This is a genomic window from Flagellimonas sp. ABD4_174, from assembly GCF_056160185.1.
In genome coordinates, this window is the sequence record NZ_JBSWWP010000001.1 from 1,867,628 (window position 1) to 1,893,788 (window position 26,161).

Annotated in this window: 22 protein-coding genes and 1 other RNA gene; 11 read left to right on the forward strand and 12 right to left on the reverse strand. The window is 41.4% G+C overall.

Annotation, left to right across the window (positions count from 1 at the left end; all coding sequences use genetic code 11):
* Positions 1-40 precede the first annotated feature (40 nt).
* From ffs to fsa, 3 genes are all read left to right on the forward strand, one after another.
* An RNA gene (gene ffs, locus ACXAFK_RS08190) (signal recognition particle sRNA small type) lies at positions 41-139 on the forward strand.
* Positions 140-163: 24 nt separating this feature from the next.
* Positions 164-973 carry an SDR family oxidoreductase gene (locus ACXAFK_RS08195; protein ID WP_252079906.1) on the forward strand — a complete coding sequence of 270 codons (810 nt, stop codon included), beginning with the start codon at positions 164-166 and terminating at the stop codon, positions 971-973.
* A gap of 37 nt (positions 974-1,010) precedes the next feature.
* Complete coding sequence (gene fsa / locus ACXAFK_RS08200; protein ID WP_224836732.1) at positions 1,011-1,667, forward strand: fructose-6-phosphate aldolase; 657 nt, start codon at positions 1,011-1,013, stop codon at positions 1,665-1,667.
* Between the two features lie 61 nt (positions 1,668-1,728).
* Here fsa and ACXAFK_RS08205 read toward each other — a convergent pair whose 3' ends face one another.
* Positions 1,729-3,120 (reverse strand): TlpA family protein disulfide reductase, encoded by a 1,392-nt coding sequence (locus ACXAFK_RS08205; RefSeq protein WP_474957403.1) that lies wholly within the window; start codon positions 3,118-3,120, stop codon positions 1,729-1,731.
* 169 nt (positions 3,121-3,289) lie between these two features.
* Here ACXAFK_RS08205 and ACXAFK_RS08210 point away from each other — a divergent pair, with 169 nt between their 5' ends.
* Complete coding sequence (locus ACXAFK_RS08210; RefSeq protein WP_252079904.1) at positions 3,290-4,918, forward strand: ABC-F family ATP-binding cassette domain-containing protein; 1,629 nt, start codon at positions 3,290-3,292, stop codon at positions 4,916-4,918.
* Here the strand turns inward: ACXAFK_RS08210 and ACXAFK_RS08215 are convergent.
* Complete coding sequence (locus ACXAFK_RS08215) at positions 4,915-5,634, reverse strand: hypothetical protein (protein WP_474957404.1); 720 nt, start codon at positions 5,632-5,634, stop codon at positions 4,915-4,917. The genes ACXAFK_RS08210 and ACXAFK_RS08215 overlap by 4 nt on opposite strands.
* 217 nt (positions 5,635-5,851) lie before the next feature.
* Between ACXAFK_RS08215 and ACXAFK_RS08220 the strand changes: the two genes are divergently transcribed.
* A complete protein-coding gene (locus ACXAFK_RS08220) occupies positions 5,852-6,382 on the forward strand; it encodes a fasciclin domain-containing protein (protein WP_224836735.1) in 531 nt (176 codons plus the stop codon).
* Here the strand turns inward: ACXAFK_RS08220 and pheT are convergent, their stop codons facing one another.
* The gene (gene pheT / locus ACXAFK_RS08225; RefSeq protein WP_474957405.1) at positions 6,383-8,794 is read right to left on the reverse strand and encodes a phenylalanine--tRNA ligase subunit beta; all 2,412 of its coding nucleotides are present in this window, start codon (positions 8,792-8,794) and stop codon (positions 6,383-6,385) included.
* 129 nt (positions 8,795-8,923) lie between these two features.
* Between pheT and ACXAFK_RS08230 the strand changes: the two genes are divergently transcribed.
* On the forward strand, positions 8,924-10,171 hold the full coding sequence (locus ACXAFK_RS08230; RefSeq protein WP_474957406.1) for a peroxiredoxin family protein: 1,248 nt from the start codon (positions 8,924-8,926) through the stop codon (positions 10,169-10,171).
* Position 10,172: 1 nt separating this feature from the next.
* On the opposite strand, the gene leuB is transcribed toward ACXAFK_RS08230, so the two are convergent.
* Together leuB and ACXAFK_RS08240 are read right to left on the reverse strand one after the other, a co-directional pair.
* The gene (gene leuB, locus ACXAFK_RS08235; protein WP_224836738.1) at positions 10,173-11,291 is read right to left on the reverse strand and encodes a 3-isopropylmalate dehydrogenase; all 1,119 of its coding nucleotides are present in this window, start codon (positions 11,289-11,291) and stop codon (positions 10,173-10,175) included.
* Positions 11,292-11,303: 12 nt separating this feature from the next.
* A complete protein-coding gene (locus tag ACXAFK_RS08240) occupies positions 11,304-12,476 on the reverse strand; it encodes a 2-isopropylmalate synthase (protein ID WP_293295081.1) in 1,173 nt (390 codons plus the stop codon).
* A 147-nt stretch (positions 12,477-12,623) separates the two neighbouring features.
* Between ACXAFK_RS08240 and ACXAFK_RS08245 the strand changes: the two genes are divergently transcribed.
* Positions 12,624-14,168: a hypothetical protein gene (locus ACXAFK_RS08245; RefSeq protein ID WP_252079898.1), complete on the forward strand. Its 1,545-nt coding sequence runs from the start codon at positions 12,624-12,626 to the stop codon at positions 14,166-14,168.
* Here the strand turns inward: ACXAFK_RS08245 and ACXAFK_RS08250 are convergent.
* The gene (locus ACXAFK_RS08250) at positions 14,158-14,868 is read right to left on the reverse strand and encodes an RluA family pseudouridine synthase (RefSeq protein WP_474957407.1); all 711 of its coding nucleotides are present in this window, start codon (positions 14,866-14,868) and stop codon (positions 14,158-14,160) included. The genes ACXAFK_RS08245 and ACXAFK_RS08250 overlap by 11 nt on opposite strands.
* A gap of 14 nt (positions 14,869-14,882) precedes the next feature.
* Positions 14,883-15,701 carry a 3-methyl-2-oxobutanoate hydroxymethyltransferase gene (gene panB, locus ACXAFK_RS08255; RefSeq protein WP_224836742.1) on the reverse strand — a complete coding sequence of 273 codons (819 nt, stop codon included), beginning with the start codon at positions 15,699-15,701 and terminating at the stop codon, positions 14,883-14,885.
* 70 nt (positions 15,702-15,771) lie between these two features.
* On the opposite strand from panB, the gene ACXAFK_RS08260 reads away from it, so the two are divergent.
* Positions 15,772-16,251 (forward strand): nuclear transport factor 2 family protein, encoded by a 480-nt coding sequence (locus ACXAFK_RS08260; RefSeq protein WP_474957408.1) that lies wholly within the window; start codon positions 15,772-15,774, stop codon positions 16,249-16,251.
* On the opposite strand, the gene ACXAFK_RS08265 is transcribed toward ACXAFK_RS08260, so the two are convergent.
* Entirely contained in the window at positions 16,248-17,672 is a 1,425-nt protein-coding gene (locus tag ACXAFK_RS08265; RefSeq protein ID WP_474957409.1) for an L-serine ammonia-lyase, read from the reverse strand. The genes ACXAFK_RS08260 and ACXAFK_RS08265 overlap by 4 nt on opposite strands.
* 229 nt (positions 17,673-17,901) lie before the next feature.
* Here ACXAFK_RS08265 and dnaK point away from each other — a divergent pair, with 229 nt between their 5' ends.
* Positions 17,902-19,821: a molecular chaperone DnaK gene (gene dnaK / locus ACXAFK_RS08270; protein ID WP_224836745.1), complete on the forward strand. Its 1,920-nt coding sequence runs from the start codon at positions 17,902-17,904 to the stop codon at positions 19,819-19,821.
* 75 nt (positions 19,822-19,896) lie between these two features.
* Here dnaK and ACXAFK_RS08275 read toward each other — a convergent pair whose 3' ends face one another.
* Positions 19,897-20,541: a response regulator transcription factor gene (locus tag ACXAFK_RS08275; protein ID WP_224836746.1), complete on the reverse strand. Its 645-nt coding sequence runs from the start codon at positions 20,539-20,541 to the stop codon at positions 19,897-19,899.
* 687 nt (positions 20,542-21,228) lie between these two features.
* Complete coding sequence (locus ACXAFK_RS08280) at positions 21,229-22,077, reverse strand: TolB-like translocation protein (RefSeq protein ID WP_474957410.1); 849 nt, start codon at positions 22,075-22,077, stop codon at positions 21,229-21,231.
* Between the two features lie 366 nt (positions 22,078-22,443).
* Between ACXAFK_RS08280 and ACXAFK_RS08285 the strand changes: the two genes are divergently transcribed.
* Positions 22,444-23,931 (forward strand): potassium/proton antiporter, encoded by a 1,488-nt coding sequence (locus ACXAFK_RS08285; protein WP_474957411.1) that lies wholly within the window; start codon positions 22,444-22,446, stop codon positions 23,929-23,931.
* Here ACXAFK_RS08285 and ACXAFK_RS08290 read toward each other — a convergent pair.
* Positions 23,928-24,317, reverse strand: a complete 390-nt coding sequence (locus tag ACXAFK_RS08290) for a DoxX family protein (protein WP_474957412.1) — start codon at positions 24,315-24,317, stop codon at positions 23,928-23,930. The genes ACXAFK_RS08285 and ACXAFK_RS08290 overlap by 4 nt on opposite strands.
* Before the next feature lie 84 nt (positions 24,318-24,401).
* Between ACXAFK_RS08290 and ACXAFK_RS08295 the strand changes: the two genes are divergently transcribed.
* Positions 24,402-25,676, forward strand: a complete 1,275-nt coding sequence (locus tag ACXAFK_RS08295) for a TlpA family protein disulfide reductase (RefSeq protein WP_474957413.1) — start codon at positions 24,402-24,404, stop codon at positions 25,674-25,676.
* Between the two features lie 6 nt (positions 25,677-25,682).
* Here the strand turns inward: ACXAFK_RS08295 and ACXAFK_RS08300 are convergent, their stop codons facing one another.
* Positions 25,683-26,132 (reverse strand): hypothetical protein, encoded by a 450-nt coding sequence (locus ACXAFK_RS08300; RefSeq protein ID WP_474957414.1) that lies wholly within the window; start codon positions 26,130-26,132, stop codon positions 25,683-25,685.
* Positions 26,133-26,161 lie beyond the last annotated feature (29 nt).

A 26,161-nucleotide genomic window follows, 5' to 3' on the forward strand; every position in this document is an offset into this window, starting at 1 on the left:
TGGGATTGCCACAAATTTTAAAAGGTCGTATATTTGCACTCGGCAAGTCCTACACGACCAGCTCCTGCAGAATCCCCCAGGGCGGGAACGCAGCAAGGGTATGTGGTCGTAGCGGTGCGATGTAGGTAGCTTGCCTTTTTTTGTACCCAAAAATCAGATGATCATGGATAAAAAAGTTGTACTGATCACAGGCGGTTCTTCAGGAATTGGTAAGTCCATTGGCTCATTTTTGACCCAAAAAGGGCTTACGGTTTATGGTACTACGCGAAATCCTAAAAATTATCCCGACTTTGATCATTTTGAACTGGTCCAATTGGACGTGAAGGACGTGGAAAGTATACAAAAAGCAGTTTCCTACGTTATTTCCAAGGAAAACCGATTGGATGTTTTGATCAACAATGCCGGTGTCGGCATTACAGGGCCTATTGAAGAGACACCGCATGAGGAAATTCTACATGTTTTCGATACAAACTTTCATGGTCCCGTACATGTAATGAAGGCGGTATTGCCACAAATGCGCCAACAGGGTGGGGGTACCATCATCAATATAACCTCTATTGCAGGATATATGGGATTGCCTTTCCGAGGATTCTATTCTGCCACCAAAGGTGCTTTGGGGCTAATCACAGAGGCATTGCGTATGGAAACCAAAGATTTTGGCGTTACCATTACCAATGTCGCACCAGGGGATTTTGCGACCAACATAGCCTCTGGCAGGTACCATTCCCCGGTGATCAAAGGTTCGGCTTATGCAGAAAAATATGGTCAAACCCTTAAAGGGATCGATGAAGATGTGGATAGTGGGGGGGACCCCGTTCAAGTAGCTGAGGCTGTATATAAGATCATAAACCAAAAGAAACCCAAGGTCCATAATCCGGTAGGGGCATTTTTACAAAAATTTTCACTTAGGTTAAAGAAGATATTACCCGATAAAGTCTACGAAAAATTACTCCTCAACCATTATAAATTGTAATTTTATACCTCTTACGAACTTATATAAATACTTAGAAATGAAGTTTTTTATCGATACTGCCAATTTGGACCAGATTAAGGAAGCCCAGGAGTTGGGCGTACTGGACGGTGTAACCACCAATCCCTCCCTAATGGCCAAAGAAGGTATTACTGGAAAAGATAATATCCTTAAACATTATGTGGACATTTGCAATATTGTGGATGGTGACGTTTCCGCCGAAGTGGTGGCCACGGAGTTCAACGAAATGGTGAAGGAAGGTGAGGAGCTCGCCAAATTGCACGATCAGATCGTGGTAAAAGTCCCTATGATAAAAGATGGGGTAAAGGCATTGAAATACTTTTCCGATAACGGTATCCGTACCAATTGTACTTTGGTTTTTTCACCAGGGCAAGCGCTGTTGGCCGCTAAAGCCGGAGCAACTTATGTTTCCCCTTTCTTGGGTAGATTGGACGATATTTCCACCGATGGACTTAACCTGATTGCGGAAATCCGTTTGATTTATGATAACTACAATTTTGATACCCAGATATTGGCAGCATCAATCCGTCACACGATGCACGTAATCGATTGTGCAAAGTTGGGTGCCGATGTAATGACCGGCCCATTGTCCTCGATCGATGGATTGTTGAAACACCCCTTGACCGATATTGGATTGGAAAAATTCTTGGCGGATTATAGAAAGGGAAATTCCTAATAGAAAAGAATAAACAATTAAAAAGGCCCTGAATGAAAATCGTTCGGGGCTTTTTTATTCGCTATAAGGAAGTGTAAAGATTGGCAAACCCATCTACTATTACCGTATCCTTGGCAATAACGCATTTGTTGAGCCCGTCAATGATCATGGCCATCTGGAGCTCCTTAAAGTTTTCTCCAAAATACTGTTTGTTGGTGTCCAACTGATACTCTTCCATTAGCTGTTGCCATTGGTTGTAATTGGTTCTTAGGTTAATCCCTATAAAATTGTAATGCGGGTATTTTTCTTCGAGAGATGTAATATGCTGGTTTACATTTCTAAAATGTCTTTTTTGCTCAGCGGTCCAGAAGTAAAATACCGTATTCTTTTTGTTGTTGGCCAGTTCCTTTATGGAGACTTCCTCGTTGTTCATGTTTTTGACCAACAAATTGGGCAGAGCCGTGTTCGGCTGCAAATTTTTGATGCCTTTGTAAAGTAGATCGATCTCTTCCTTGTGTTGATCGTTGGATGATAGCTTTTTGAACTTCTCGATAAAAGCTGATGCCTCCTCGCTGGTTTTGTGTTCCCTCAATAAGTAATCCATGGCAACATTTCTAAATAAAATGTCTCTTAGCTCTATCTGATGCACCAAACTGTCAACAAGGGCCAATTTATGTTTGTTAAAGTGCAATCTATCTACAACAGGCTCTTTATTGTCGGAAGTGCAATCTTCCAAACAAGCAGTATAGGACATATTGCCAAAATGCCATTTCATAAAATCAAAATAGGGTCTAAAATAAGTCAGGTCCTTATTGTTTAGATCTATCTTTTTTCGGTACTCGTAAAAGCTGTCGTCCAACTCGTGGATGGTTTCCTCCCCGGTTCGTTTTTTATGATAAAAAGGATATTTCTCTTTGGTAATGTAGGTGTTGTAATCTATGGAAGCCTCCGCCATTGCATAAGCACGATTGGAGAATTCGCTCTCCAGGGCCAAATCTTTTAAGTTATTCACTTTAGCGGTATGCAATGAATCTATTTTTTTGCTAAAAGTTTCTGGATCCATTACGTAAAAATCTTTAACGATATCCTCCTCTTTTTCGTTCTTGAGGAAAACCTCGATCAAGAAATTATTGATTTCGCTTCCTTTTCCGGAGTAGACCAAAGATTCGTCGAACTCAACCGTGTTCAGTCTGGCCAAAAGACTATCCCCTTTGCTTAAATAGACATACTGTAGTTCTGGGGCATGATCAAAATGATATAACCCTTCTTCTATGTTATCAAACCTGAAAGCAAAATGGTTGTTGTTGTCCAACTTTACGGAATCAACATAGGCATCGTTGTGATACAGCACCACATAATCACTGGTGGGGTTCACAATTTCACCCCCAAAATAGATGGAGGATTTGTTTTCTGACGTACCAGAACAAGATACAAGTGAAGAAAGTACAGTGAGGCCGAGTAATAATCTTACCATATATAGCTAAGGATACAATTGAATCAAAAATAAACAACCCGATTAGCCTAACTTGTTAACGTGTAGTTAAATGTTGTTAAACGGTTATTTTTGATCGCTTAAATATGGGCATTTAAATTAGAATTACGAATCCTATTTAACTATTTTTGCAAAAAATAAAGATAGTTGCATGTTATCAGTATCGAATTTATCCGTACAGTTTGGCAAAAGAGTTTTGTTCGATGAGGTCAATGTAACCTTTGCCCAGGGAAATTGTTACGGTATTATTGGCGCCAACGGCGCTGGAAAATCCACTTTTTTAAAGATTTTATCGGGACAGATAGATCCCACCTCGGGACATGTGCACTTGGAGCCCGGCAAGCGTATGTCCATTTTGGAGCAAAACCACAATGCCTACGATGAGTTTCCTGTGTTGGAGACCGTGGTAATGGGCAACAAGCCTTTGGCCAAAATTAAAAAAGAGATCGATGCACTGTACGCAGACTATACAGATGAAAATGCTGAAAAAATCGGGGAGCTCCAGGTCAAGTTCGAGGAAATGAACGGCTGGAACGCCGATAGTGATGCTGCCGCCATGCTTTCCAATCTAGGAATTACCGAAGATTTGCATTACACCAACATGGGCGATCTGGATCCCAAGTTAAAAGTAAGGGTACTTTTGGCACAGGCCCTTTTTGGAAGCCCGGATGTATTGATCATGGATGAGCCGACCAACGATTTGGATTACGATACCATAAATTGGTTGGAAAACTTTTTGGCCAATTACGACAATACGGTGATCGTGGTTTCCCATGATAGGCACTTTTTGGATGCCGTTTGTACCACTATTGCCGATATCGATTTTGGAAAGATCAACCTGTTTTCCGGAAACTATACGTTCTGGTACGAGAGCAGCCAATTGGCAGCCCGACAAAGAGCACAGCAGAACAAAAAAGCGGAAGAAAAAGCAAAGGAGCTCAACGAGTTCATACAACGTTTCAGTGCGAACGTAGCTAAGAGCAAACAGGCTACTTCCCGTAAAAAAATGTTGGAGAAACTAAAGGTCGAGGACATTAAACCGTCCAGTCGAAGGTATCCGGCCATCATCTTTGATCGCGAACGCGAGGCTGGGGACCAGATTCTGAACGTAGAAAAGCTCTCTGCGATCTCTGATGATGGAGACCTGCTGTTCAAAGATGTCAACATCAATTTGGCGAAAGGGGATAAGGTGGCCATTTTGTCCAAAGACTCCCGTGCCACTACGGCATTTTACGACATTGTAGCCAATAAGATAAAGCCCGAGAGTGGTAAATTTCAATGGGGCGTAACCACCACACAATCGTATTTGCCGGCCGATAATTCGGATTTTTTCCAAGAGGACGTCAACCTTGTGGACTGGCTGCGTCAATGGGCCAAAACCGAAGAAGAAAGGGAAGAGGTGTACATTAGGGGGTTCCTGGGCAAGATGTTGTTCAGTGGAGAAGAAGCCCTAAAAAAGTGTACGGTACTTTCAGGTGGTGAAAAAGTGCGTTGTATGCTAAGCCGTATGATGATGCTCCGTGCCAACGTACTTATGCTGGACGAACCAACGAACCACTTAGATCTAGAGAGCATAACGGCGTTCAACAATTCCTTAAAAAACTTTAAAGGCACCATACTGCTCACCACGCACGATCATGAGTTCGTTAACACGGTAGCGAACAGAATTATTGAGCTTACACCAAACGGTGTAATCGACCGCTATCTGAGTTTTGATGAATATATGTCCGATAAATCCATTAAGGCCCAGCGTGAAAAAATGTATGCAGTAACCGCCTAGGCGTTAAAATATTTGCTTTTCCAGATAGCAGGGTTAAAGTTTTTTCCAAGGGCAAATCCATAAAAAATAACTATGGATGTGATACATTTGAACATAAAAAAGAAGATAAGGAAAAACTCCGCTGTGGAACTTTTTTTGGAAAAAAGTCCTTCAGGGACCAATAAGGTTGTCAAATAACTGATCAACAATACCAGAACGATCAGATTCACCATATTTTTGAACGGCCAGGCAAACCATTTGCGCAAGGGGTGAAGGTCGTTGCCCCATTTGTGGATCAAATAATAATAATTGTTACCTATTGGTGCGAACAAAAGAGGGTCGTCCTTGTCCTCTAATTTGAACAACTTGGAAGGAGCTATGATCTTAAATCCTTTGAGTTGGGTTTGATGCATAGCTTCCAAGTGCTTTATTTTTGAAATGGCTTCCTGTGGAATGTCACCTTTAAATAGAGAACTGTCCAAAAAGCGTAATCTGTAGTCGATACAGATATCCTTAATTTGATCAATGTGATAGATTTTTTCTGTTTCCAAGAGCTCAAAATCAAAGGTATTGGCCAAAGTGTTGGTTGGTGCATCAATACGCTTGGCAATTTGCTCTTCGTTAAGTGCGTCTTCATTTAAAATACGTTGCACTTCAGCTAGAATGTTATTGTCGTTTTTGGCACTACGTTTTCTGTCCTTAAGTTTTTGTTCGATGTTTGTTCCTTTCAAAATCATGCTATTTTTTTTGGTAATCTTCTCAAATTTAAGCATTTGATTTTTTGATCATGACATCCATCATAAACCATGAATGTTAAGTTTGTGTTAAATGAAATCTTGGTTGTAAAAAAGTACTTCGTTCTCTCGTAAAAAGATGTATCTTATCGAAGTTTTTGGCATTTAATCGTATAACAGTACCTTAAAATATAAAGTTTCGGCTTTTGATCGCAGTATAATGAAGACCCCCATCTCTAAATTCCTACTTGGCCTTGGTTTGGCTTTTAGCCTTTTTGCCTCTGCACAAAATACATCGAACGCATTGGCCTATGGGTCAGATAAACTCGATAATCACAAAATCTTGTTCAATGCTGTAAATGCAACCGAATTGGGGTCTCTTCTTGCTAAATCGGGCCCATTTACCATATTTGCACCTTCCGATGCAGCGTTCGCTAAGTTTTCCAATAATAAGATAACGGAATTGATCAATGCAGAGGATAAGAGTGCGTTAAAATCATTGTTGGCCTACCATATTGTAGCTGGCCAATTAACGGCATCAAGAATGTTGAGAGCTATCGGTAGAGGAAATGGCACAGCGGCTTTTACCACAGTTCAGGGCAAAAAGCTCACGGCTCATTTGGATGGTTACGACATTGTACTGACCGATCCGGTCGGAAACACGGCCAGAATTACTACGGCAGACTTAAATCTCGAGAACAAAGGGGTTATCCACGAGATTGACAGTGTTATTTTGCCTGCACAAATGTAATTATCGAAGTTCAGCTCCCAGTTGCTTCTGGTATTGGGTCAATAATTTCCCCATTATTTTGTCGATTTGCTTATCGGTAAGAGTTTTGTTTTCGTCCATAAGGGTGAAGCTTACCGCATAGGATTTTTTACCTTCAGGAAGATTTTTACCTGTATAAACATCGAATAGGTTTACCTTTTTAAGTAACTTTTTCTCCGTGCTCCAAGCAATATCGTACACCTTTTGAAAAGTAATGGAGTCGTCCAATAACAGGGCGAAATCCCTTGTTACCTCTGGGAATTTTGGAATTTCTTTAAAAGTAATATAGTTCCTGTTAACGGCATTGAGAATGGAATCCCAATCCAAATTGGCATAGAATACCTCTTGCTTAATATCAAAACGTTTCAATACTGATTTAGCCACCAAACCAAGGGAAGCTATTTGATTGCTGCCCTTCACAAAGGTAATGCCCTCGGCAAGATTATCGTCAGTAGCTGGCTCAACGTCCAAGTTTCCTAGACCAAGGCGTTCAAAAAGAATTTCAACAATTCCTTTTAAATAGAAAAAATCGGATTTTCGTGAACTTGTTGCCCAACTATTTTCCGTGCGTTCTCCCGAGATAAAAATGGATAAATGCTGATTTTCTTGGAAACCTTCATCCATTTTGTGGTAGGTTTTCCCAAATTCGAACAATTTTAGGTCGTTTTTTTGCCTATTATGATTGTAGCTCACAGTTTGTAGACCAGAGTGCAGCATGGAGGTTCTTAAGATGGATAGGTCCGAACTTAATGGGTTCAACATTTCCACGGCAGATGTATTTTCCTCAACAAAATCCGAAGAAACCAAGCTATTGGTCATGATCTCATAGAATCCCTTTGCAGCCAAGGTATTCCCGATGATATCCTGTAATCTGTGGTTTTCAAAGCGGGAAGATTTGGCAATGGATGCGTTTAGTTTTTCCTTAAAATCAACATTATTGTATCCGAACACCCTTAAGATCTCCTCAATAACATCCACCTCTCTTGTTACATCGACTCTGTAGGTAGGGATGGTAAGACCCAATCCGGACTCTGTTACATTGTTGATGCGTATTTCTAGCGAGGATAATATCGATTTTATGGTATCTTGGGGTATCTCTTGTCCAATTAGTGAGTTTATTTTATTAAAAGTCAAGAAAACCTGTCTGTCCTGTGGTTTTTTAGGGAAAAGATCAATAATATCCGAAGTGATATATCCCCCAGCTATCTCCCTAATGAGCAAGGCGGCTCTTTTTAGTGCATATTTGGAAAGGTTGATATCGATACCTCTTTCAAACCTGAAGGAAGCATCCGTGCTCAGACCATGTCTTTTGGCTGTTTTCCGGATGGATACAGGGTCAAAATAAGCGCTCTCCAGGAAGATGGATGTAGTGTGCTCGGTGACCCCGGAGTGAATACCTCCAAATACACCGGCAATACACATGGGCTTTTCACCATCACAGATCATGAGGTCGTCCTCGTGCAATTCCCGTTCCACCTCGTCCAGAGTAGTAAACTTTGAGCCTGCTGGTAGTGTTTTGACCTCAACTTTGTTGCCCTTTATTTTCGAAGCATCAAAAGCGTGCAAAGGCTGTCCTAATTCGTGCAATACATAATTGGTTACATCCACTACATTGTTAATGGGGGTAAGTCCAATGGATTTCAAGCGATTTTTTAGCCAATCTGGCGACTCCTGAACAATCAAGTTGCTAATAGTGACCCCGCAGTATCTTGGTGCTAGATCACTATCCTTGACCTCAACATCAATTTTTAAAGATCTATTGTCAACGGAGAAGTTACTGGTAGATGGTGTAACCAGTTCTTTCTGTATCTCCTTTTGTTCGAGCCCGGCCTTAAGATCGCGAGCCACACCAAAATGGCTCATGGCGTCGGCCCGGTTAGGGGTCAGTCCTATTTCAAAAACCTCATCGTTCTCAATATCAAAAACTTGGGCGCATGGAGTTCCGGGAACCAAGTCATCATTTAGGACCATAATACCATCATGACCGTCACCAAGACCTATTTCATCTTCTGCACAGATCATACCTTGGCTTACTTCGCCTCGGATTTTTCCTTTTTTAATCGTCCAAGCCTCACCTTCTTTAGTGTACAATGTGGTCCCAACGGTGGCAACCGGTACCTTTTGGCCGGCAGCTACGTTTGGAGCGCCACATACAATCTGCAATGGGGCTTCTTGTCCAACATCTACGGTGGTCAGTTTAAGTTTATCTGCATTTGGGTGCTTTTCGCAGGTCAGAACTTGTCCGACCACTATGCCCTTTAAACCACCTTTAACTGATTCAAATTGGGCAATACCCTCAACCTCCAGGCCTAAATCCGTTAATAGCTCACCTGTTTTATGAGCATCCCAATCAATTTGCACAAATTGCTTCAACCAGTTGTAAGAAATCTTCATACCCCATTTTTAGAGGGCACAAATATATAACAATAGAGCAACAGATTCAACGATTATAATGACCTTAGACCGTAACTGATTCTTCAAATTAAAATGTAATTGCTACATTTAAGAAAAATCTCTCACTATATGAATAGGATAGCCTTGGTAATGGCTGGACTTTTTTTGTTATTGGCCTCTTGCAAGAATAATAAAACACCAGAGCTTAAGGAGGGGCAATGGCTTGCCGAAATCGAAGTTTCGAATGGGCAACGCTTGCCTTTTGAGTTTACTTTGTCCAAAAACATGGACAGTGGTTACGTTATGAAAGTTTTTAATGCTGAAGAAGTAATTACCATTGATGAATTTGAATTTAATGGTGATTCCATTGATATCCGTATGCCCATTTTTGAGGGTCACATATCCGGTACATTTACTGATGAGCAGATCACGGGACAATTTTTGGAAGAAAGTAAAGGCAGGAGTGTGCCGTTTAAAGCTACTTATGGTTTTTCCGAACGCTTTAAAACTGCAAAAGACGCTCAAGTGAACATTTCCGGCATCTGGGAAACCTATTTTAATGTAAATACCGAAGGGGAATACCCTGCCAAGGGTATTTTTATGCAAAATGGAAACAAAGTAAAGGGCACCTTTAGGACCAATACGGGAGATTACCGTTACTTGGATGGGGTGGTTACGGGAGATAGTCTAAAACTATCCGCTTTTGATGGTTCACATGTATTTTTGTTTTTGGCCCAAGTGACCGATAGCACCCTAAACGGTACATTTTACTCTGGAGAGCATACCGTTCAGGAGTTTATGGGAGCAAGAAACGAAGCTTTTGAACTGCCCGACTCGAATAGTTTAACTTATTTGAGGGAAGGCTACGATAGATTCAATTTTTCTTTTCCCAATATAGAAGGGGTAGAAGTGTCCTTGGACGACCCCATGTTCAAAAACAAGACGGTTTTGGTGCAAATTATGGGTACTTGGTGCCCCAATTGTTTGGATGAGACGCGTTTTTATGTGGATTATATAAAAAACAATCCAGAACTGGACGTACAATTTGTAGGGTTGGCTTTTGAGTATGCTAAAACCGAGGAAAAAGCATTTGAAGGGATTCAACGCTTAAAAGAAAGGGAAGAGGTCCCTTATCCAATTTTATTGGCGCAATACGGAACATCCAATAAGCAAAAGGCGAACGAAAAATTACCTATGTTAAACCACATTTTGTCCTACCCAACAACCATTTATATAGATAAAAATGGGGATGTAAGGAAAATCCATACAGGTTTTAACGGCCCGGCAACTGGAGATAAGTTTGTTGAATTTAAAAAGGAGTTCAACAAGACCATACAGGAACTGGTCAATACCGAAGATGACAATTTAGGTAATTGATCTATATAATGGTCGACTTGCCTAAATCTATATTTTCATCGTTCATAAGGGTGTCGTCCTCAAAGTCGACTATGCTATGCGCTATAAAGTCCCCTACGTGATTGGTGCCGTATGGGCTATCCTTCTTTAAGTCTGGGGTGACTATTCCTTTTTTCAGTGATTTGTCCACTGCTTTTTTAACGGCCAAAGCCTCTTCGTTAAGGCCAAAATGCTCCAAAAGCATGGCTGCGGAGAGTATAGATGCGATCGGGTTGGCAATATCCTTGCCCTTGGCTTGTGGGTAGGAGCCATGTATGGGTTCGAACAATGCATTTTCCTCTCCTATGGAGGCGGATGCCAATAACCCAATAGAACCACCAATTACACTGCCTTCGTCGGAAATAATATCCCCGAACATATTTTCTGTCAGGATAACATCAAACTGTTTGGGATTCAATATAATCTGCATTGCCGCATTGTCCACAAATAAATAGTCCAATGTAACCTCCGGATAACTTTCGCCGATTTTGGTCACCACTTTGCGCCATAAACGCGAGGACTCCAGTACGTTGGCCTTGTCAACCAAGGTAAGTTTCTTATTTCGGCCTTTCGCAGCTTTAAAGGCCAAATGTGCAATTCGGCTTATTTCTTCTTCGGTATATTCGCAAAGGTCGGATGCTTTAGTGCCTTCCTCGTTCAGTTTTTTCTCGCCAAAATATATACCTCCGGTAAGCTCTCTGTAGATTACAAAATCCGTTCCCTGGATTACTTCTTTTTTTAAAGGCGACCTATCCAAAAGAGTTGGGTAGGCTTTAACCGGCCTAATGTTCGCAAACAATTCAAGTTCCTTTCGTAATTGCAATAAACCTTGTTCCGGACGAACCTTGGCCTCAGGGTCATTATCGTACTTTGGGTCGCCAATGGCGCCAAAAAGTACAGCATCTGCCTCTTTGCACAATTTTAATGTGTTATTGGGTAGGGGAACTCCTTTTTTGTCTATGGCGATAGCGCCTACCGGTGCCTCCTTAAAAAGAAAATGTTGATTGAATCTTTCTTCGACCGCCTCCAAACATTTCACCGTTTGGGCCAAAACTTCCGGTCCAATACCATCTCCGGGGAGCAATGCTATTTTTAATGCCATATACAATTGTTGTTAAGCTAAACTCTTCATTCCAATATTGCTGGTTTCCACAATCTCGTGAATGTCCTCGTCCATAATTTCCTTTTTTCTATCGGCATACTGCAAAAAGTTCTGATATACCGTATCCAATTGAAGCTTGGTGAGTTCGTAACCAATATTTTTTGCTCGATAGGCGAGAGCAGCACGCCCGCTACGTGCCGTAAGCACAATGGATGATTCGCTCACTCCTACATCTTTTGGATCTATGATCTCGTAGGTCTCTCTTTGTTTGATCACCCCGTCTTGGTGGATTCCAGAACTATGCGCAAATGCATTGGACCCTACAATGGCTTTGTTCGGTTGAACCGGCATACCCATTTTTTGTGAAACCATGGTACTGGTGTCCCAAAGCAATTTGCTATTGATATCCGTGTCCAAATTTAGGTAAGGATGTTGTCTCATGATCATTACCACTTCCTCCAAAGAAGTGTTCCCGGCTCTTTCCCCAATACCGTTTATGGTACACTCGATTTGCCTGGCACCATTGATAACTCCCGCAATGGAGTTGGCCGTGGCCAATCCCAGGTCGTTGTGGCAGTGACAAGAAAGAATAGCTTTGTCGATTCCGGTTACGTTCTCCTTCAAATACTTCATTTTTGCACCGTACTCTTCGGGCAGGCAATAACCCGTGGTGTCTGGAATATTGAGCACTGTGGCCCCTGCTTTGATCACCGCTTCGCAGACTCGGGCCAAAAACTCATTGTCGGTTCTACCTGCATCTTCTGCATAAAACTCAACGTCCTCCACAAAAGACTTTGCATAGGAAACGGCCTCAACAGCACGTTCAATAATTTTATCTTGTGTGGAATTGAATTTATATTTAATATGGGATTCGGAAGTTCCGATTCCAGTATGAATTCTAGGTCTTTTGGCATCTTTTATAGCTTCGGCGGCAACTTCAATATCTTTTTTCACCGCGCGGGTCAATCCACAGACCGTTGCATTTTTGACCAATTTGGCAATTTCGTTGACAGATGTAAAATCACCTGGGCTAGATATGGGGAACCCTGCTTCGATTACATCAACACCAAGCTCATCCAGTCTTTCGGCAATGATTAATTTTTGTTCGGTATCCAGTTTACAGCCTGGTACCTGTTCCCCATCCCGTAGCGTTGTATCAAAAATTTCTACCTTATCTTTACCCATTATATCAACCTGTTTTTTTCTATGACTTACGAAAATAGAGAAGGAGGGCTGAAGACGAAAAGCAATTGCGTAACCGTTACAACGTTAAACTGCTTTTAGGTCGGTTCAATATGCTGATAATCAATTGTGTAAATAATATTTTTTACGATGACAAATGCCCATAAGGATGCTTTGTTCGTTTTGGTAAAGTCGCTATCAAAATCCGAAAAACGCCAATTTAAGCTGTATGTTGGGAGATTGGGTGTAAACGCCGATGCTAAATTTTTGGCATTGTTCAATCTTTTGGACAAACTCCGTAAGTATGATGAAAAGCAGATTTTGGATAGTGGCATTGTCAAAAAATCGCAACTCTCCAACCTCAAGGCACATTTGTACAAGCAAATATTGGTGAGCCTGCGATTGAATCCGGTAAACCAGAACGTCCGTATCCAAATTCGGGAACAATTGGATTTTGCTACAATTCTATACCAGAAGGGACTGTACAAGCAAAGCTTGAAGATTTTAGAGAAAGCCAAAAGCTTTGCTATCGAAAACGAGGAAAAAAATGTGGCATACGAAATTGTAGAGCTGGAAAAAGTAATAGAGACCCAATACATTACCCGAAGTATTCCGGATAGAGCGGACGAACTTGCTGTGGAAGCCAAGGAATTATCGGAGCTCAATGTGTTGACCAGTAAGCTTTCCAACCTATCTTTACAATTGTACGGAATGATGTTGAAAGTTGGCTATGCAAGAAGTGACGAGGATCTTAATAAGGTCAAGACGTATTTTGATGCACATATGCCGGACTATACAATTGAGAAAATGGGTTTTCGGGAAAAATTATGGCTGTACAAAGCTCATTTATGGTACAGTTTGTTAATTCAGGACTTTTTGTCAGCCTATAAATATTCCAGCAAATGGGTGGACCTTTTCTATGAGAACGATCATATGATATCCTTGAACCCAGTATTCTTTTTAAAAGGGAACCATTATCTGTTGGAGTCTCTTTTCTTCGTAAAATATGCATCACAGTTTAGGGAGACGCTGGAGCGTTTGGAACAACAGGTAGGTGATGACAGGTTCCCCAAGAACGACAACATTGCCTCGCTTGCGTTTTTGTACATCAATACCAATAAATTGAACCTTCATTTTTTGGAAGGCACGTTCGATAAAGGCATTTATTTGGTCAATATTATAGAATATGGTATCAAAAAACATCGGCAACAGATAGATGAGCACCATATTATGTTGCTCTATTATAAAATCGCGTGTTTGTATTTTGGAAATGGGGATAACAAGAACTGTATTGCCTATCTAAAAAAGATAATATCCAACAAGCAACTTAAAATGCGCGAGGATTTGATGTGTTTTGCAAGGGTCTTGAGCCTTGTTGCGCATTATGAGGCCGGTATGGATTATCATTTGGAAGTACAACTTAAAAGCACGTACAAGTTTTTGTTGAAAATGAACGATTTACATGAAGTGCAAAAGGAGATGATAAAGTTTCTTCGAAACCTTGGGGACATCTATCCGACCGATTTAAAAGGCGAGTTTCAGAAATTGTACAACGAGCTTAAAAAATATGAGAACCATCCTTACGAGAAAAGGGCATTTCTCTATTTGGACATTTTATCTTGGCTGGAAAGTCATTTGCACAACAAACCCGTTTCCGAAGTCATCAGGGAAAAAGCCTTGGCTCTTACTCGTTAAGGCAAGCGCTCCAAACAGGATCGATCGGTGGTGGGGCCAAAAATGTAATCGGTTCTTTTTTTACCGGGTGCAACATGGCCAAACTTCTGGCATGTAAATGGATTCCACCATCTTTGTTGCTACGGTCAGCACCATATTTTAAATCGCCCTTAATAGTGCAGCCGATAGCTGCCAATTGCGCCCTTATTTGGTGATGTCGGCCAGTTTTAAGGTCAATTTCCAATAAATAATAACTATTCAATTTTTTAATAACCTTATATTCTAAAATTGCTTTTTTGCTATTGGGCACCTCCTTGTTATGGGCGTAGGATTTGTTCTGTTTTGGATTCCTGACTAACCAATGGGTCAGCGTGTCTTTTTCTTTTGGAGGTGCATCCTTGACGACCGCCCAATATATTTTTTTGGTATCACCCTCTGCAAACATCTTATTTAAACGGGGCAAAGCCTTCGACGTTTTTGCAAAGAGAACTATTCCAGAAGTAGGCCTGTCCAATCGGTGCACAACACCCAAGTACACATTGCCAGGTTTGTTATATTTTGCTTTTATGTATTTTTTTACGACTTCGCTCAAAGGGTCGTCCCCGGTTTTGTCGCCCTGGACGATATCCCCGACACGTTTATTTACAACGATGAGATGATTGTCTTCAAAAAGCACTTGAAGGTTCGAGGGGACGGAATACTCTTTATTGCTAACTGACAATTGTAAATTGTAATTTAATACGATTCTTCTTCGTTCGGGAAATCCTGACTTTTAACATCATCCACATATTGGGAAATGGCATTGCTCATTTCATCGTAGAGGTTTAAATACCTTCGTAAAAATCTTGGGTTGAATTCATGTGTCATTCCCAACATATCGTGCACTACCAGAACCTGCCCATCTACATCGCCCCCTGCACCTATTCCGATTATGGGAATGGAGACGCTTTCTGCCACCTCTTTCGCCAATTTTGCAGGTATTTTTTCCAAAACAATGGCAAAACAGCCCAGTTCTTCCAATAATTTGGCATCGGACTTTAATTTTTCGGCCTCTTCTTCTTCTTTGGCGCGTACCGTGTAGGTTCCAAACTTATAGATGGATTGTGGGGTAAGTCCCAAGTGCCCCATTACAGGGATGCCCGCCTCAAGAATTCGGCTAATGGATATCTTTATTTCTTCACCACCTTCCACCTTTACGGCGTGGGCCCCACTTTCCTTCATAATTCGGATAGCGGAACGCAATGCCTCTTTGGAGTCACCTTGGTAACTGCCAAAAGGGATGTCCACCACGACCAATGCCCTTTTTGCCGCTCTTACAACAGAGGTGGCATGATAAATCATTTGATCCAAGGTTATGGGCAAGGTAGTCTCGTGTCCCGCCATAACATTACTGGCGGAATCGCCTACCAAAATAGCATCCACATTGGCACCATCCACGATTTTGGCCATGGAATAGTCGTAGGAGGTAAGCATGCTTATTTTTTCTCCATGCTTTTTCATTTCCACCAACGATTTTACCGTTACCCTCTTGTATTCTTTTTTAGCTGTAGACATCGAAATTATTTTTGATGGTTAAAAGTAAGCAGATTTGTTTAATTTAGGAGGTAATCAAAAAACTAATAAAATGAGAAAACTGATTAGTACCGTGATTTTTTTTGCGGTAGTGTTATTTGGAAACGCCCAAGGTCCAAACCCATCTAGCGAAGAAACCAAAGCCGAGGTAAAACAAGTTATCGAAACTTTTTTTGATGGATTCCACAAACAAGATTCTACGATTATAAAAAGTACCGTGGCGAACAATGTTGTTTTGCAGACCACGGGTAGGAATCCAGAAGGGAAGACTCAGTTCAGAACGGAGGAATTTTCAAATTTTCTAAAATCGATAGTGGGTATTCCGGACACGATGAAGTTTGAGGAGAAACTTACTTCTTTCTCCATTCAGGTGGACAGGACCATGGCCAACGCCTGGGTGGGCTATGAGTTTTGGTTGAACGGGGAGTTTAGTCATTGCGGCATTAATTCTTTCCAATTGATCAATTTTGATGGCGAATGGAAGATTATTTACCTTATTGATACCAGGGGCAAGGAAGGCTGTATGGACTAGCAGTCGCTCAAAAACACACCCACAGCGAGACCACCTTCCGAGGTTTCCTTGTACTTGGAACTCATATCTTTTGCGGTTTCCCACATGGTATTCACTACTTTGTCCAAAGGTACTTTACAATCTTTTGGGTCGGTGTCCAAAGCCAACTCCGCCGCATTAATGGCTTTAATGGCCCCCATTGCATTGCGTTCTATACAAGGAACTTGGACCAAGCCGCCAATGGGATCACAGGTAAGCCCTAAATGATGCTCCATGGCGATTTCGGCAGCGATCAATACTTGTTCCGGGGAACCGCCCATCAATTCGGTTAAACCAGCTGCGGCCATAGCGGAAGAAACTCCGATCTCGGCTTGGCAACCACCCATAGCTGCGGAAATTGTGGCACCTTTTTTAAAAATACTGCCCACTTCGCTCGCTACCAACAAAAATTGCTTAACATCGTCAAAGTCGGCGTCGTGGTTCTCGATAACCATGTAGTACATTAAAACGGCAGGAATAACACCTGCACTGCCATTGGTTGGGGCAGTGACCACTCGTCCGAGCGAAGCATTCACTTCGTTTACGCTCAGAGCAAAGCAGCTTACCCATTTTATGATCTGTCGGAACTTCACTTCGGTATCCCGTATGCTCTCCAACCACTCCTGCGGGTTGGAGTAGGGTACATCGCCCTTTAACTTTTGATGAATCTCGAAAGCACGCCGCTTAACGTTCAATCCGCCCGGAAGCTTTCCTTCGGTATGGCAACCCACATACATACATTCCAGCATGGTGTCCCAGATTCGCGCAATACCTTCGTCAATTTCGGGTGCCGTTCGCAATGAAAGTTCGTTTTCCATCACGATCATTGAAATGGATTTGTTTTGTGAACTACAGTGTTCAAGAAGTTCGTTGCCGGTTTTTACCGGGTGGGGGAATGTTTTAAACGTCTCTTTGTTTTCCTTGGCATGGGTTCGCTCTTCCTTTACCACAAAACCGCCACCAATGGAATAATAGGTTTCGGAAATTACATCTCCGGTGTTCAATGTTGCTTCGAACAACATTCCGTTGGCATGGAATGGCAAAAACTCTTTTTTAAAGAGAATATCGTTCTGAAAGCTAAAGGGAATTATTCTTTTTCCGCCAAAATTTAATTGGTTTTCTGCTTTTATTCTGTCAATACTTCCTGCAATACTGTCAATATCCACAGTTTCTGGGTCGGTTCCCAATAGTCCCATGACCACGGCAATGTCGGTGGCATGTCCCTTTCCTGTTAGGCATAGTGAGCCATAAAGATGCACTTTTATATGTTGGACGTTGTCAAAGACATTTTGTTCTTCAAGTTCGGCGATCCACCTTTCGGCTGCACGCCATGGGCCAAGTGTGTGGGAGCTGGAAGGTCCCACGCCTATTTTTAGCATATCGAACACACTAATACACTCCATAAACTCAATTTATAGTTTCAAATATAGGAAGCTAAGAAATACAAAAATGAGAATTTTTAAATATTGAGGGTCACATTTTGTGACAATCCGAACAAACCTTGCTGTAACAGGGTTAAAATCAAATAATCCTCAAAAATATGACAGCTTGTCATATTATGGCCCGTGGCATGAACATTGACATTTAAAGAGCAAACGAAAATATTTTTAAACAGACATAACTTTAGATACGATGAGCAAAATTATAGGTATAGACTTAGGTACGACCAACTCCTGCGTCTCTGTAATGGAAGGTAACGAGCCTGTGGTAATTCCAAACGCCGAAGGTAAGCGAACCACTCCATCGATGATTGCATTTGTTGAAGGAGGGGAAATCAAGGTAGGTGATCCGGCAAAAAGACAAGCGGTGACCAACCCTCACAAAACGATTTACTCCATTAAGCGGTTTATGGGCAACAAATACTCAGAATCCAGCAAGGAAGCCAATAGGGTTCCTTATAATGTGGTAAAAGGGGACAACGATACGCCACGGGTGGATATCGATGGTCGTTTGTACACACCTCAAGAATTATCCGCAATGATTCTTCAAAAAATGAAGAAGACGGCAGAGGATTACTTGGGTCAAGATGTTAGCAGAGCGGTAATCACCGTTCCTGCATATTTTAACGATTCGCAAAGGCAAGCTACCAAAGAAGCTGGAGAAATAGCGGGTCTAACCGTAGAACGTATAATCAACGAGCCAACCGCAGCATCTTTGGCGTACGGTTTGGACAAAAAAGACACGGACCAAAAAATAGTGGTATTTGACTTTGGTGGTGGTACGCACGACGTTTCCATTTTGGAATTGGGCGATGGTGTTTTTGAAGTATTGGCTACAGATGGCGATACCCATTTGGGTGGTGACGATGTGGACCAAAAAATAATCGATTGGTTGGCAGAAGAGTTCATTAAGGATGAGGACATGGACCTTCGTAAAGACCCGATGGCCCTTCAGCGTTTGAGGGAGGCTGCCGAAAAGGCCAAAATTGAATTGTCTTCTTCTGCACAAACAGAAATCAATTTACCTTATGTAACCGCCACGGCATCAGGTCCAAAGCACTTGGTGAGAACATTGTCTCGTTCCAAGTTCGAGCAATTGATCGCGGATCTGGTAAAAAGAACGATCGATCCATGTGAGAAAGCATTGAAATCCGCTGGACTTTCCAAAAGCGATATCGACGAGATCATATTAGTGGGAGGTTCTACCCGTATTCCTGCGGTACAGGAAGCCGTTGAGAAGTTCTTCGGCAAAAAACCGTCCAAAGGTGTAAACCCGGATGAGGTTGTGGCCGTTGGTGCTGCAATACAAGGTGGTGTGCTGACAGGAGATGTAAAAGACGTTCTTCTTTTGGATGTTACCCCGCTATCTTTGGGTATCGAGACCATGGGAAGTGTATTTACCAAATTGATCGAGGCGAATACGACCATCCCGACCAAGAAGTCACAAGTGTTCTCCACGGCAGCGGACAATCAACCTTCGGTTGAAATCCACGTGTTGCAAGGAGAGCGCCCAATGGCAGCCGATAACAAGACAATAGGTAGGTTCCATTTGGATGGAATTCCACCTGCGCCAAGAGGTACGCCTCAGATTGAAGTGACCTTTGATATTGATGCCAATGGTATCATCAAGGTTTCTGCTACCGACAAGGCTACTGGAAAATCCCAAGATATCCGTATCGAGGCTTCTTCTGGTTTGACCGAGGAGGAGATCAAAAAGATGAAGGCGGAAGCCGAGGCAAATGCCGAAGCAGATAAAAAAGCGAAGGAAACTGCCGATAAATTGAACGAGGCCGATGCGATGATCTTCCAAACAGAAAAGCAACTGAGCGAGTTTGGTGATAAATTGTCCGATGACAAGAAAAAGCCAATCGAAGAAGCTTTGGAAGAGTTGAAGAAAGCTTATGAAGGCAAGGACCTTGCGGTGATCACACCAGCTTTGGAAAAAATCAACGAGGCATGGAAAGTTGCTTCCGAAGAAATGTACAAAGCACAGGCCGAAGCGCAAGGTGGTGCCGCAGGAGCATCTGCCGGTGGAGCTGAAGGTGCTGCCAATAATGGTGGAGCCGCCGAAGGCGACAACGTGGAAGATGTGGACTTTGAAGAAGTGAAGTAAATCAAATACGTTTTACTATATAGAAAAAACCCTGACGATTATGTCAGGGTTTTTTGTTTAATGAAAGTTTCCGGTTTACGCGGCGTTCAATTGTTGTGTCTCCATTTCCTTGATTTTTCTCAACGCTTCCGATTTCGAGTTCACATTTAACTTTACATAAATGTTCTGTATATGAAAATTCACGGCGCTGGGTGTAACAAATAGCTTGTCCGCAATCATTTTATAGGTAAAGCCCTGGGTGAGCAACTCTATGATCTCGTTCTCCTTTTTAGAGAAGACATCGAACGATTTTGTTTGGAACGAATCGATGATTTTTTTTGCCACATCCAGTTCCAGGGCAATCCCGTGCCGGTCCAGCGCATCGAGGGCATTTAACAACCTATCTTTGGTAATCGGTTTGATCAAGTAGCCATTGGCACCCTTCTTAAAGGCTTCCTTTATGAGTTGAAAATCGTTTTTTCGACTCATCATCAAAACCTTAAGGTCCTTGTTTTTACGATAAAAATAATCTAGGCCCTCTATTCCAGAAATACCGTTGAGCATGGTTTCGCAGATTATAATGTCCGGATGGGAACGAACAAAACTAGATAATAGACCATGAACCGAGGTGTAGACCCCGAGAAGTTCGTAGTCTTCAGTTTCTTGGAAGTACTGGGTGTAAATGCCAGCAAGCGTGTCGTCATTGTCGATGACAGCAATTTTTAATGCATTCTTTTTCATGATAAGAAAGATTTGGGGGTAAATTGTTACATAAATTTTTGTAGGTTAAGTTTAGGACAATATCGTCCGCATCCACAATTTTGAAGTTGGGACGAACCAATAAAATGCTTTACTGCATTGCCCAATACAAGGGCAACAACAGTATGAACACCATATTGGGTTCTCCAAAATTGGGTCTGATCCCTAAAGGGATCAAGAGCTATACATTGTGTAGTTGAGGATTTTACTCGTCAAAAAAGTAAAGTAAAAAGAGGTTTTGGGACGCCTTTTTTTAGAGTGTGGTAATTTTTTTTCATGACATAATAGATTTGGGATTGTATTATTTCACTAACGAATTTAGAAAATTTTAACTATCGCAAGTAATATTTGTAGTCATTTTCGTTCAAATGCACTTTTTTACATTTGCTCCAAAGTGGTTTTTATATGATCTAACACACTATAAATTAGTGTAAATAATATATAATCAAGTAGTTGTAAAAAAAAATAGGATGCCGTCCCATCAGCATCCTATTCTTGAAGTAAATCGGTCAGATTGAAATAATACAACCCGCTATTATGATAGTCTGTCAGTTTCCCCCTGTCTTTCTTATCATTGTCATGAGTGTTTCTAATCTCGGCTATGAAACAGTTTCACAAGACACGTATCAGGTTTATTGACCGATTCAGTATGTAAATTGTAACCTATTATTATTGTTGATCTTGGAAAGACGTATCCGCGTATTCACGGGTATCATCGTTCAGCACAGTTTCGAATCCGGCGTTATTGCTGGCAACATCGATATACTGTTTCTGCTTACTTGAACGTCCGTAGGCTACTGTATATTGTGATACCGTGTTGTTGAAACCTCTATTGGACACCACAAACCCCATTTTTTTCTCTGGACTTAGCTGTATCGCGTATTCGTCGCTATCACTATTTATATGGGCGCCAAGGTTTACGGATGTGGTGAGTGTGTTTTTTACCACTTGTGAGGCATATAGGTCTAATCCTCCATATCCATCTCTTCCTTCGGAAGCAAAAAACAGTAGAGTTTCATTATAGATGCTCGGGTAAAGTTCATCTTCTTTGGTATTGACTTTGGGCCCCAAGTTTTTGGAAACGCCCACGGAGCCATCGGCTGCAATCTCCGTAACGTAAATATCGTACTTGCCAAATGATCCCTTCATGTTCGAGGCAAAGAACAAACGCTTGCCATCTGCGGTAACAGTAGGATGTTTGGCAGAGTAGTGTTTTGGGCATACCTCCAATTGGGTAATATTGGTCCACTCACCGTTCACTTTTTCGGCACGGTACACGTGGTATACCAATTCTTTTTTGGAAAAAACACCATAAAGGGGCTTTTGGTAAGTGCCCTTGCTAAAATAAGCAGTTTTTCCATCTTCCGTTATCGACATGGAAGGCACATAACCATCAATAGTGGAAACGCTCCCGTTCATTGTATCGTTTATTATTTTTTCGTCTGCCTGTGCAAAAGTAGTCTGGCTGGTTAGCATTAATCCTGAAACAAGTAGGCTGTAAATAGTAGATCGTGTCATGATGTATAGATTTGGGGGTTAATACACAGCAAAGATCAAAAACAATTGCAGGGAATACTTATCAATTTTTCATAGGTTTTTACTTTTAACGACTAAAAAGTGCATTTCACCGATTATTTTTTAGCTAATTAACACAGGTGTCCACTTAAAAATGTATTTAAACGTGGTTTTTGTGTTTTTTGACGACTGTCGCGATAATTTAAAAATCAGCCTTTAAAAACCAAAACTTGATTCAGGTGATTCGTTCGGTGGTCGGATTGCTTATTATGGAGCTAAAATCAAACTAATTGAATTAACTTCGTGATTCTGAAAATTCAGCAAATAATTGATGTTGTCTGTTGTCCTACTTTAAATCCTTGCTACCATATGAACATCACCATAGAAAACATCATATTAATAGGTTCGGTATTATTGCTGATCAGTATTTTGGCTGGTAAGACCACTTATCGGTTCGGTATTCCCACTTTATTGTTGTTTTTGACCATTGGTATGTTGGCCGGATCGGATGGAATAGGGGGGATTTATTTCGATAATCCCAAAATAGCGCAGTTCGTGGGTGTTGTATCCTTGAACTTTATATTGTTCTCGGGCGGACTGGATACCAATTGGCAGTCTGTAAAACCGGTATTGAAGGAAGGAATTGCACTGTCCACCTTGGGGGTGTTGTTAACGGCTGTAGGGTTAGGTTATTTTGTGTATTTGATAACCGATTTTACTTTATACGAAAGTCTTTTGTTGGGGGCAATTGTGTCTTCTACGGATGCAGCTGCGGTATTTTCGATATTACGAGGCAAGAATTTGGCGCTAAAGAAAAACCTAAGGCCCACACTAGAGCTGGAAAGCGGGAGTAACGACCCCATGGCCTATGTGCTTACCATTGCTTTTTTAACCTTGGTGCAGTATCCCGAAAAAAACATAGTATCGGTTTTGCCCATGTTTTTACTACAAATGGTGCTCGGTGGAGCAGCTGGCTTTTTGTTCGGAAAACTAAGTAAGATCATTATAAATAAGATTCGGTTGGATTTTGAGGGGTTGTACCCCGTGCTTACCATTGCTTTAATGTTCATTACTTTTTCGGCTACCGATTTTATTGGGGGCAACGGTTTTTTGGCAATTTATATTTGTTCCGTATACCTTGGCAATCAGAATATAATCCATAAAAAAACCATCATGCGAATGTTCGATGGACTCGCATGGCTTATGCAGATTGTTTTGTTCCTTACCTTGGGCCTGCTGGTATTTCCAACAGAAATAGTGCCTTTTATTGAAATAGGAATAATAATCTCTTTATTTCTGATTTTTGTGGCCCGGCCATTGGCCGTACTGATTTCCCTTTTGCCTTTTCGTATGAAGATGAGACGACGATTCTACATTTCTTGGGTCGGGTTGCGGGGAGCAGTGCCCATTGTATTTGCTACCTATCCGCTTTTGGCAGGAATAGATAAGGCAAACGTTATTTTTAATATTGTCTTCTTTGTATCGATCACATCCGTTTTAATTCAGGGGAGTACGCTGTCCATTGTGGCCAAGTGGCTCCATGTGGGATTACCGGAGCGTGTAAAACCCTTGTCCGCTACCGATGAGTTGTTGTCCGAGCACCCAAAGGCGATAATGAAGGAAATAAAAATAACGAAAACCTGTCCTTCCAATGGAGTTAAGATCGTTGATCTTGGATTTCCAAAAAATGCCATTATCGCCATGATCGAACGAGATGGAAACTATATTACCCCGAACGGACTTACCGAAATAGCGGCAAACGATAAATTGGTAGTGTTGACCGATAAGCCCGAAATCCTCGATAAGGTATACGAATCCCTCTCTTTAAAAAAGAAAGAAGAAGAAACTGGAGATTAGAAAATTTTGCTGACCGCAGGGATTTGGGACCTGTGCAACCATGCCAGAGCGATACAAAAAACTAGCGTTACCAAAGCCAGGGTAAAAAGTACACCTCCATCATTTTGTACTACTATTCCCAATTCTGTAATATGGGAAAATATGGCGCCCAGCATAATGCCAATGCCCAAAATGGCACCTATCCAAGTAGTTTTAGGAACCAAAATAAGAATGGCTACGATCAATTCGATTATACCAAGACCAATTCTGCCATAAGGCTCCAAACCGAGTGTTGTAAAAATATGGACGGATTCCGGGGCTGCCGAAAATTTAAAGTAAAGCGTTTGTAAAAGAATAGCTGCTGGAACCAATCTTAAAATTAAATGGACAATGTTTTTTGTTTTCATAATGTTACTGTTTGTGTTGAATGATAGATTGGTCGTTACAACAAGGGGTAAATAACCGTAAATCAGTAAATAAGTGTTCGATCTGTGAATTTTTCATTCTCTGGTCAAGCTATTTTTAGAGTTACGGAAAGAGTAGAATCCAAAGCAGAATTGGTTACTTTTATGACCATGAAAAATTCACTGAAACTTCTTATTTTAGTTCTGTTCGCATTGCATTCCTGTTCGGATACTCCATGGCTTTCAGGGTCTCTTCATTTGGAAAATGCAGAAGATTGGAAGCCCATGATTTATGTGGTCCATCCAGAAAAATTTAACGATATCGCCCAAAGTTTTGTGGGAAAGGTATTGGATTCGGCCGAAGTAAACAGCGATGGGAGCTTTCAATTGGGAAAATTGCCAGACTTTAAAGATAAAACGGTCTTGATGCTTGTGGTGCAGAAAAGAGGGGAGAAGTACCCCAATAAATTACTGAACGAAAACCCGAGTACGGACAATTATTTTCCTTTGGTGTATGAGCCAGGCACTTCTTTAAGGGTTGATGCCGAAATGGCAAATTTTCAATCGAGCTTCTCCATTGCGAATCCATCACCTGCCAATGCAGCGATGTTGGAATTGAGGGATTTGCGCAGGGATGCTTATAAATATCACTTTGAAAAGGAAAACAGCTCGAACTTAACCGATGAGGGATTATTGGAGCGCGAGAAAAATCTAAAAGCATATCAAGGCAAGTTAATTGATTTTGCGGATACCACAGCGCACCTATTGCCAGCCTTAATGGCCATTCGTTGGGCGAGTCCGGAAGGTAATTTTGAGCGTATTGCGGAAATGGTCTATGCACAATCCCTAAAATGGAACAACTTATATCCTGGTCATAAATGGGTACAACAATTTACAGTAACAGTCGATAAAAAAAACTTACCAGTTCTTATCGGGGATTCGATTCCAGAGATACATTTACCCATGATGGATGGAACGGAAACTTCTTTGCGGCAATTGTCCAAAAACAAAAAGCTGATATTGTTGGATGTTTGGGCATCTTGGTGCGCACCCTGTAGAGTGGAAAATCGAAATGTACTGGTGCCTTTGTGGGAAAGGTATGGTTCCAAAGATTTTATGATCGTGGCCTATGGTTTGGAGAGTAGCAAGAAAGCATGGGTCAAAGCTATTGAAAAAGACGGAGCATATAGGTGGTTACATTCTTCACATGTGCAAGGCGACCAGGGCCCTGTAATGGAGGAGTTAAGGTTAAAGACAATTCCGGCCAATTTCTTGTTGGACCCAGAGGGAAAAGTCTTGGCCAAAAATTTACATGGTCAGGATTTAGTTCGGTTTGTTGATGAATATATGGTTAAGAAGTAATGTATGTTACAAAAATTGATAGTAATAATTGAAGGAAAGCTCGATTATGATTCCTAAAACAAAACTGATAATAAGCTCGGGCACGGAAATTTTTCCAAGGTTATACGTATTGGAAAAAGCCAAGTATAATGCCCAAAAAGAACAGCCCAACAGGATAATTGTGGCATAAACAGGTACGTTGGAAGTAAAAAGACCTGCTAAATCAAAAATGGGGTCCAATACTGCGGTAAAAGCGAACAGGGCAAGCGTAAAATTACTTTTTTTGTGCCCTTTGAACAGATAAATGCCGGCAATGAACAATTCAATACAAATTGCAATAGGCCCAAACTGATTGTAAAATTGCGGTTTAAAGTAGGCCTCAAAATTTTTCGGAAAAATACTGTTTGCGTAAAACAGAGCACCCAAAGCAAGGGCAATTGCCATAAATAGTATAGCGTTTAACTTTCTTTTCATCATAATTTGGTTAAGGTGTTTCCGCAATCGTC

Excerpts from the sequence above, each read along its gene's own strand:
- ACXAFK_RS08195 (WP_252079906.1), top strand. The coding sequence starts at position 164 with ATGGATAAAAAAGTTGTACTGATCACAGGCGGTTCTTCAGGAATTGGT.
- fsa (WP_224836732.1), top strand. The coding sequence starts at position 1,011 with ATGAAGTTTTTTATCGATACTGCCAATTTGGACCAGATTAAGGAAGCC.
- ACXAFK_RS08205 (WP_474957403.1), bottom strand. The coding sequence starts at position 3,120 with ATGGTAAGATTATTACTCGGCCTCACTGTACTTTCTTCACTTGTATCT.
- ACXAFK_RS08210 (WP_252079904.1), top strand. The coding sequence starts at position 3,290 with ATGTTATCAGTATCGAATTTATCCGTACAGTTTGGCAAAAGAGTTTTG.
- ACXAFK_RS08215 (WP_474957404.1), bottom strand. The coding sequence starts at position 5,634 with ATGATTTTGAAAGGAACAAACATCGAACAAAAACTTAAGGACAGAAAA.
- ACXAFK_RS08220 (WP_224836735.1), top strand. The coding sequence starts at position 5,852 with ATGAAGACCCCCATCTCTAAATTCCTACTTGGCCTTGGTTTGGCTTTT.
- pheT (WP_474957405.1), bottom strand. The coding sequence starts at position 8,794 with ATGAAGATTTCTTACAACTGGTTGAAGCAATTTGTGCAAATTGATTGG.
- ACXAFK_RS08230 (WP_474957406.1), top strand. The coding sequence starts at position 8,924 with ATGAATAGGATAGCCTTGGTAATGGCTGGACTTTTTTTGTTATTGGCC.
- leuB (WP_224836738.1), bottom strand. The coding sequence starts at position 11,291 with ATGGCATTAAAAATAGCATTGCTCCCCGGAGATGGTATTGGACCGGAA.
- ACXAFK_RS08240 (WP_293295081.1), bottom strand. The coding sequence starts at position 12,476 with ATGGGTAAAGATAAGGTAGAAATTTTTGATACAACGCTACGGGATGGG.
- ACXAFK_RS08245 (WP_252079898.1), top strand. The coding sequence starts at position 12,624 with ATGACAAATGCCCATAAGGATGCTTTGTTCGTTTTGGTAAAGTCGCTA.
- panB (WP_224836742.1), bottom strand. The coding sequence starts at position 15,701 with ATGTCTACAGCTAAAAAAGAATACAAGAGGGTAACGGTAAAATCGTTG.
- ACXAFK_RS08260 (WP_474957408.1), top strand. The coding sequence starts at position 15,772 with ATGAGAAAACTGATTAGTACCGTGATTTTTTTTGCGGTAGTGTTATTT.
- ACXAFK_RS08265 (WP_474957409.1), bottom strand. The coding sequence starts at position 17,672 with ATGGAGTGTATTAGTGTGTTCGATATGCTAAAAATAGGCGTGGGACCT.
- dnaK (WP_224836745.1), top strand. The coding sequence starts at position 17,902 with ATGAGCAAAATTATAGGTATAGACTTAGGTACGACCAACTCCTGCGTC.
- ACXAFK_RS08275 (WP_224836746.1), bottom strand. The coding sequence starts at position 20,541 with ATGAAAAAGAATGCATTAAAAATTGCTGTCATCGACAATGACGACACG.
- ACXAFK_RS08280 (WP_474957410.1), bottom strand. The coding sequence starts at position 22,077 with ATGACACGATCTACTATTTACAGCCTACTTGTTTCAGGATTAATGCTA.
- ACXAFK_RS08285 (WP_474957411.1), top strand. The coding sequence starts at position 22,444 with ATGAACATCACCATAGAAAACATCATATTAATAGGTTCGGTATTATTG.
- ACXAFK_RS08290 (WP_474957412.1), bottom strand. The coding sequence starts at position 24,317 with ATGAAAACAAAAAACATTGTCCATTTAATTTTAAGATTGGTTCCAGCA.
- ACXAFK_RS08300 (WP_474957414.1), bottom strand. The coding sequence starts at position 26,132 with ATGATGAAAAGAAAGTTAAACGCTATACTATTTATGGCAATTGCCCTT.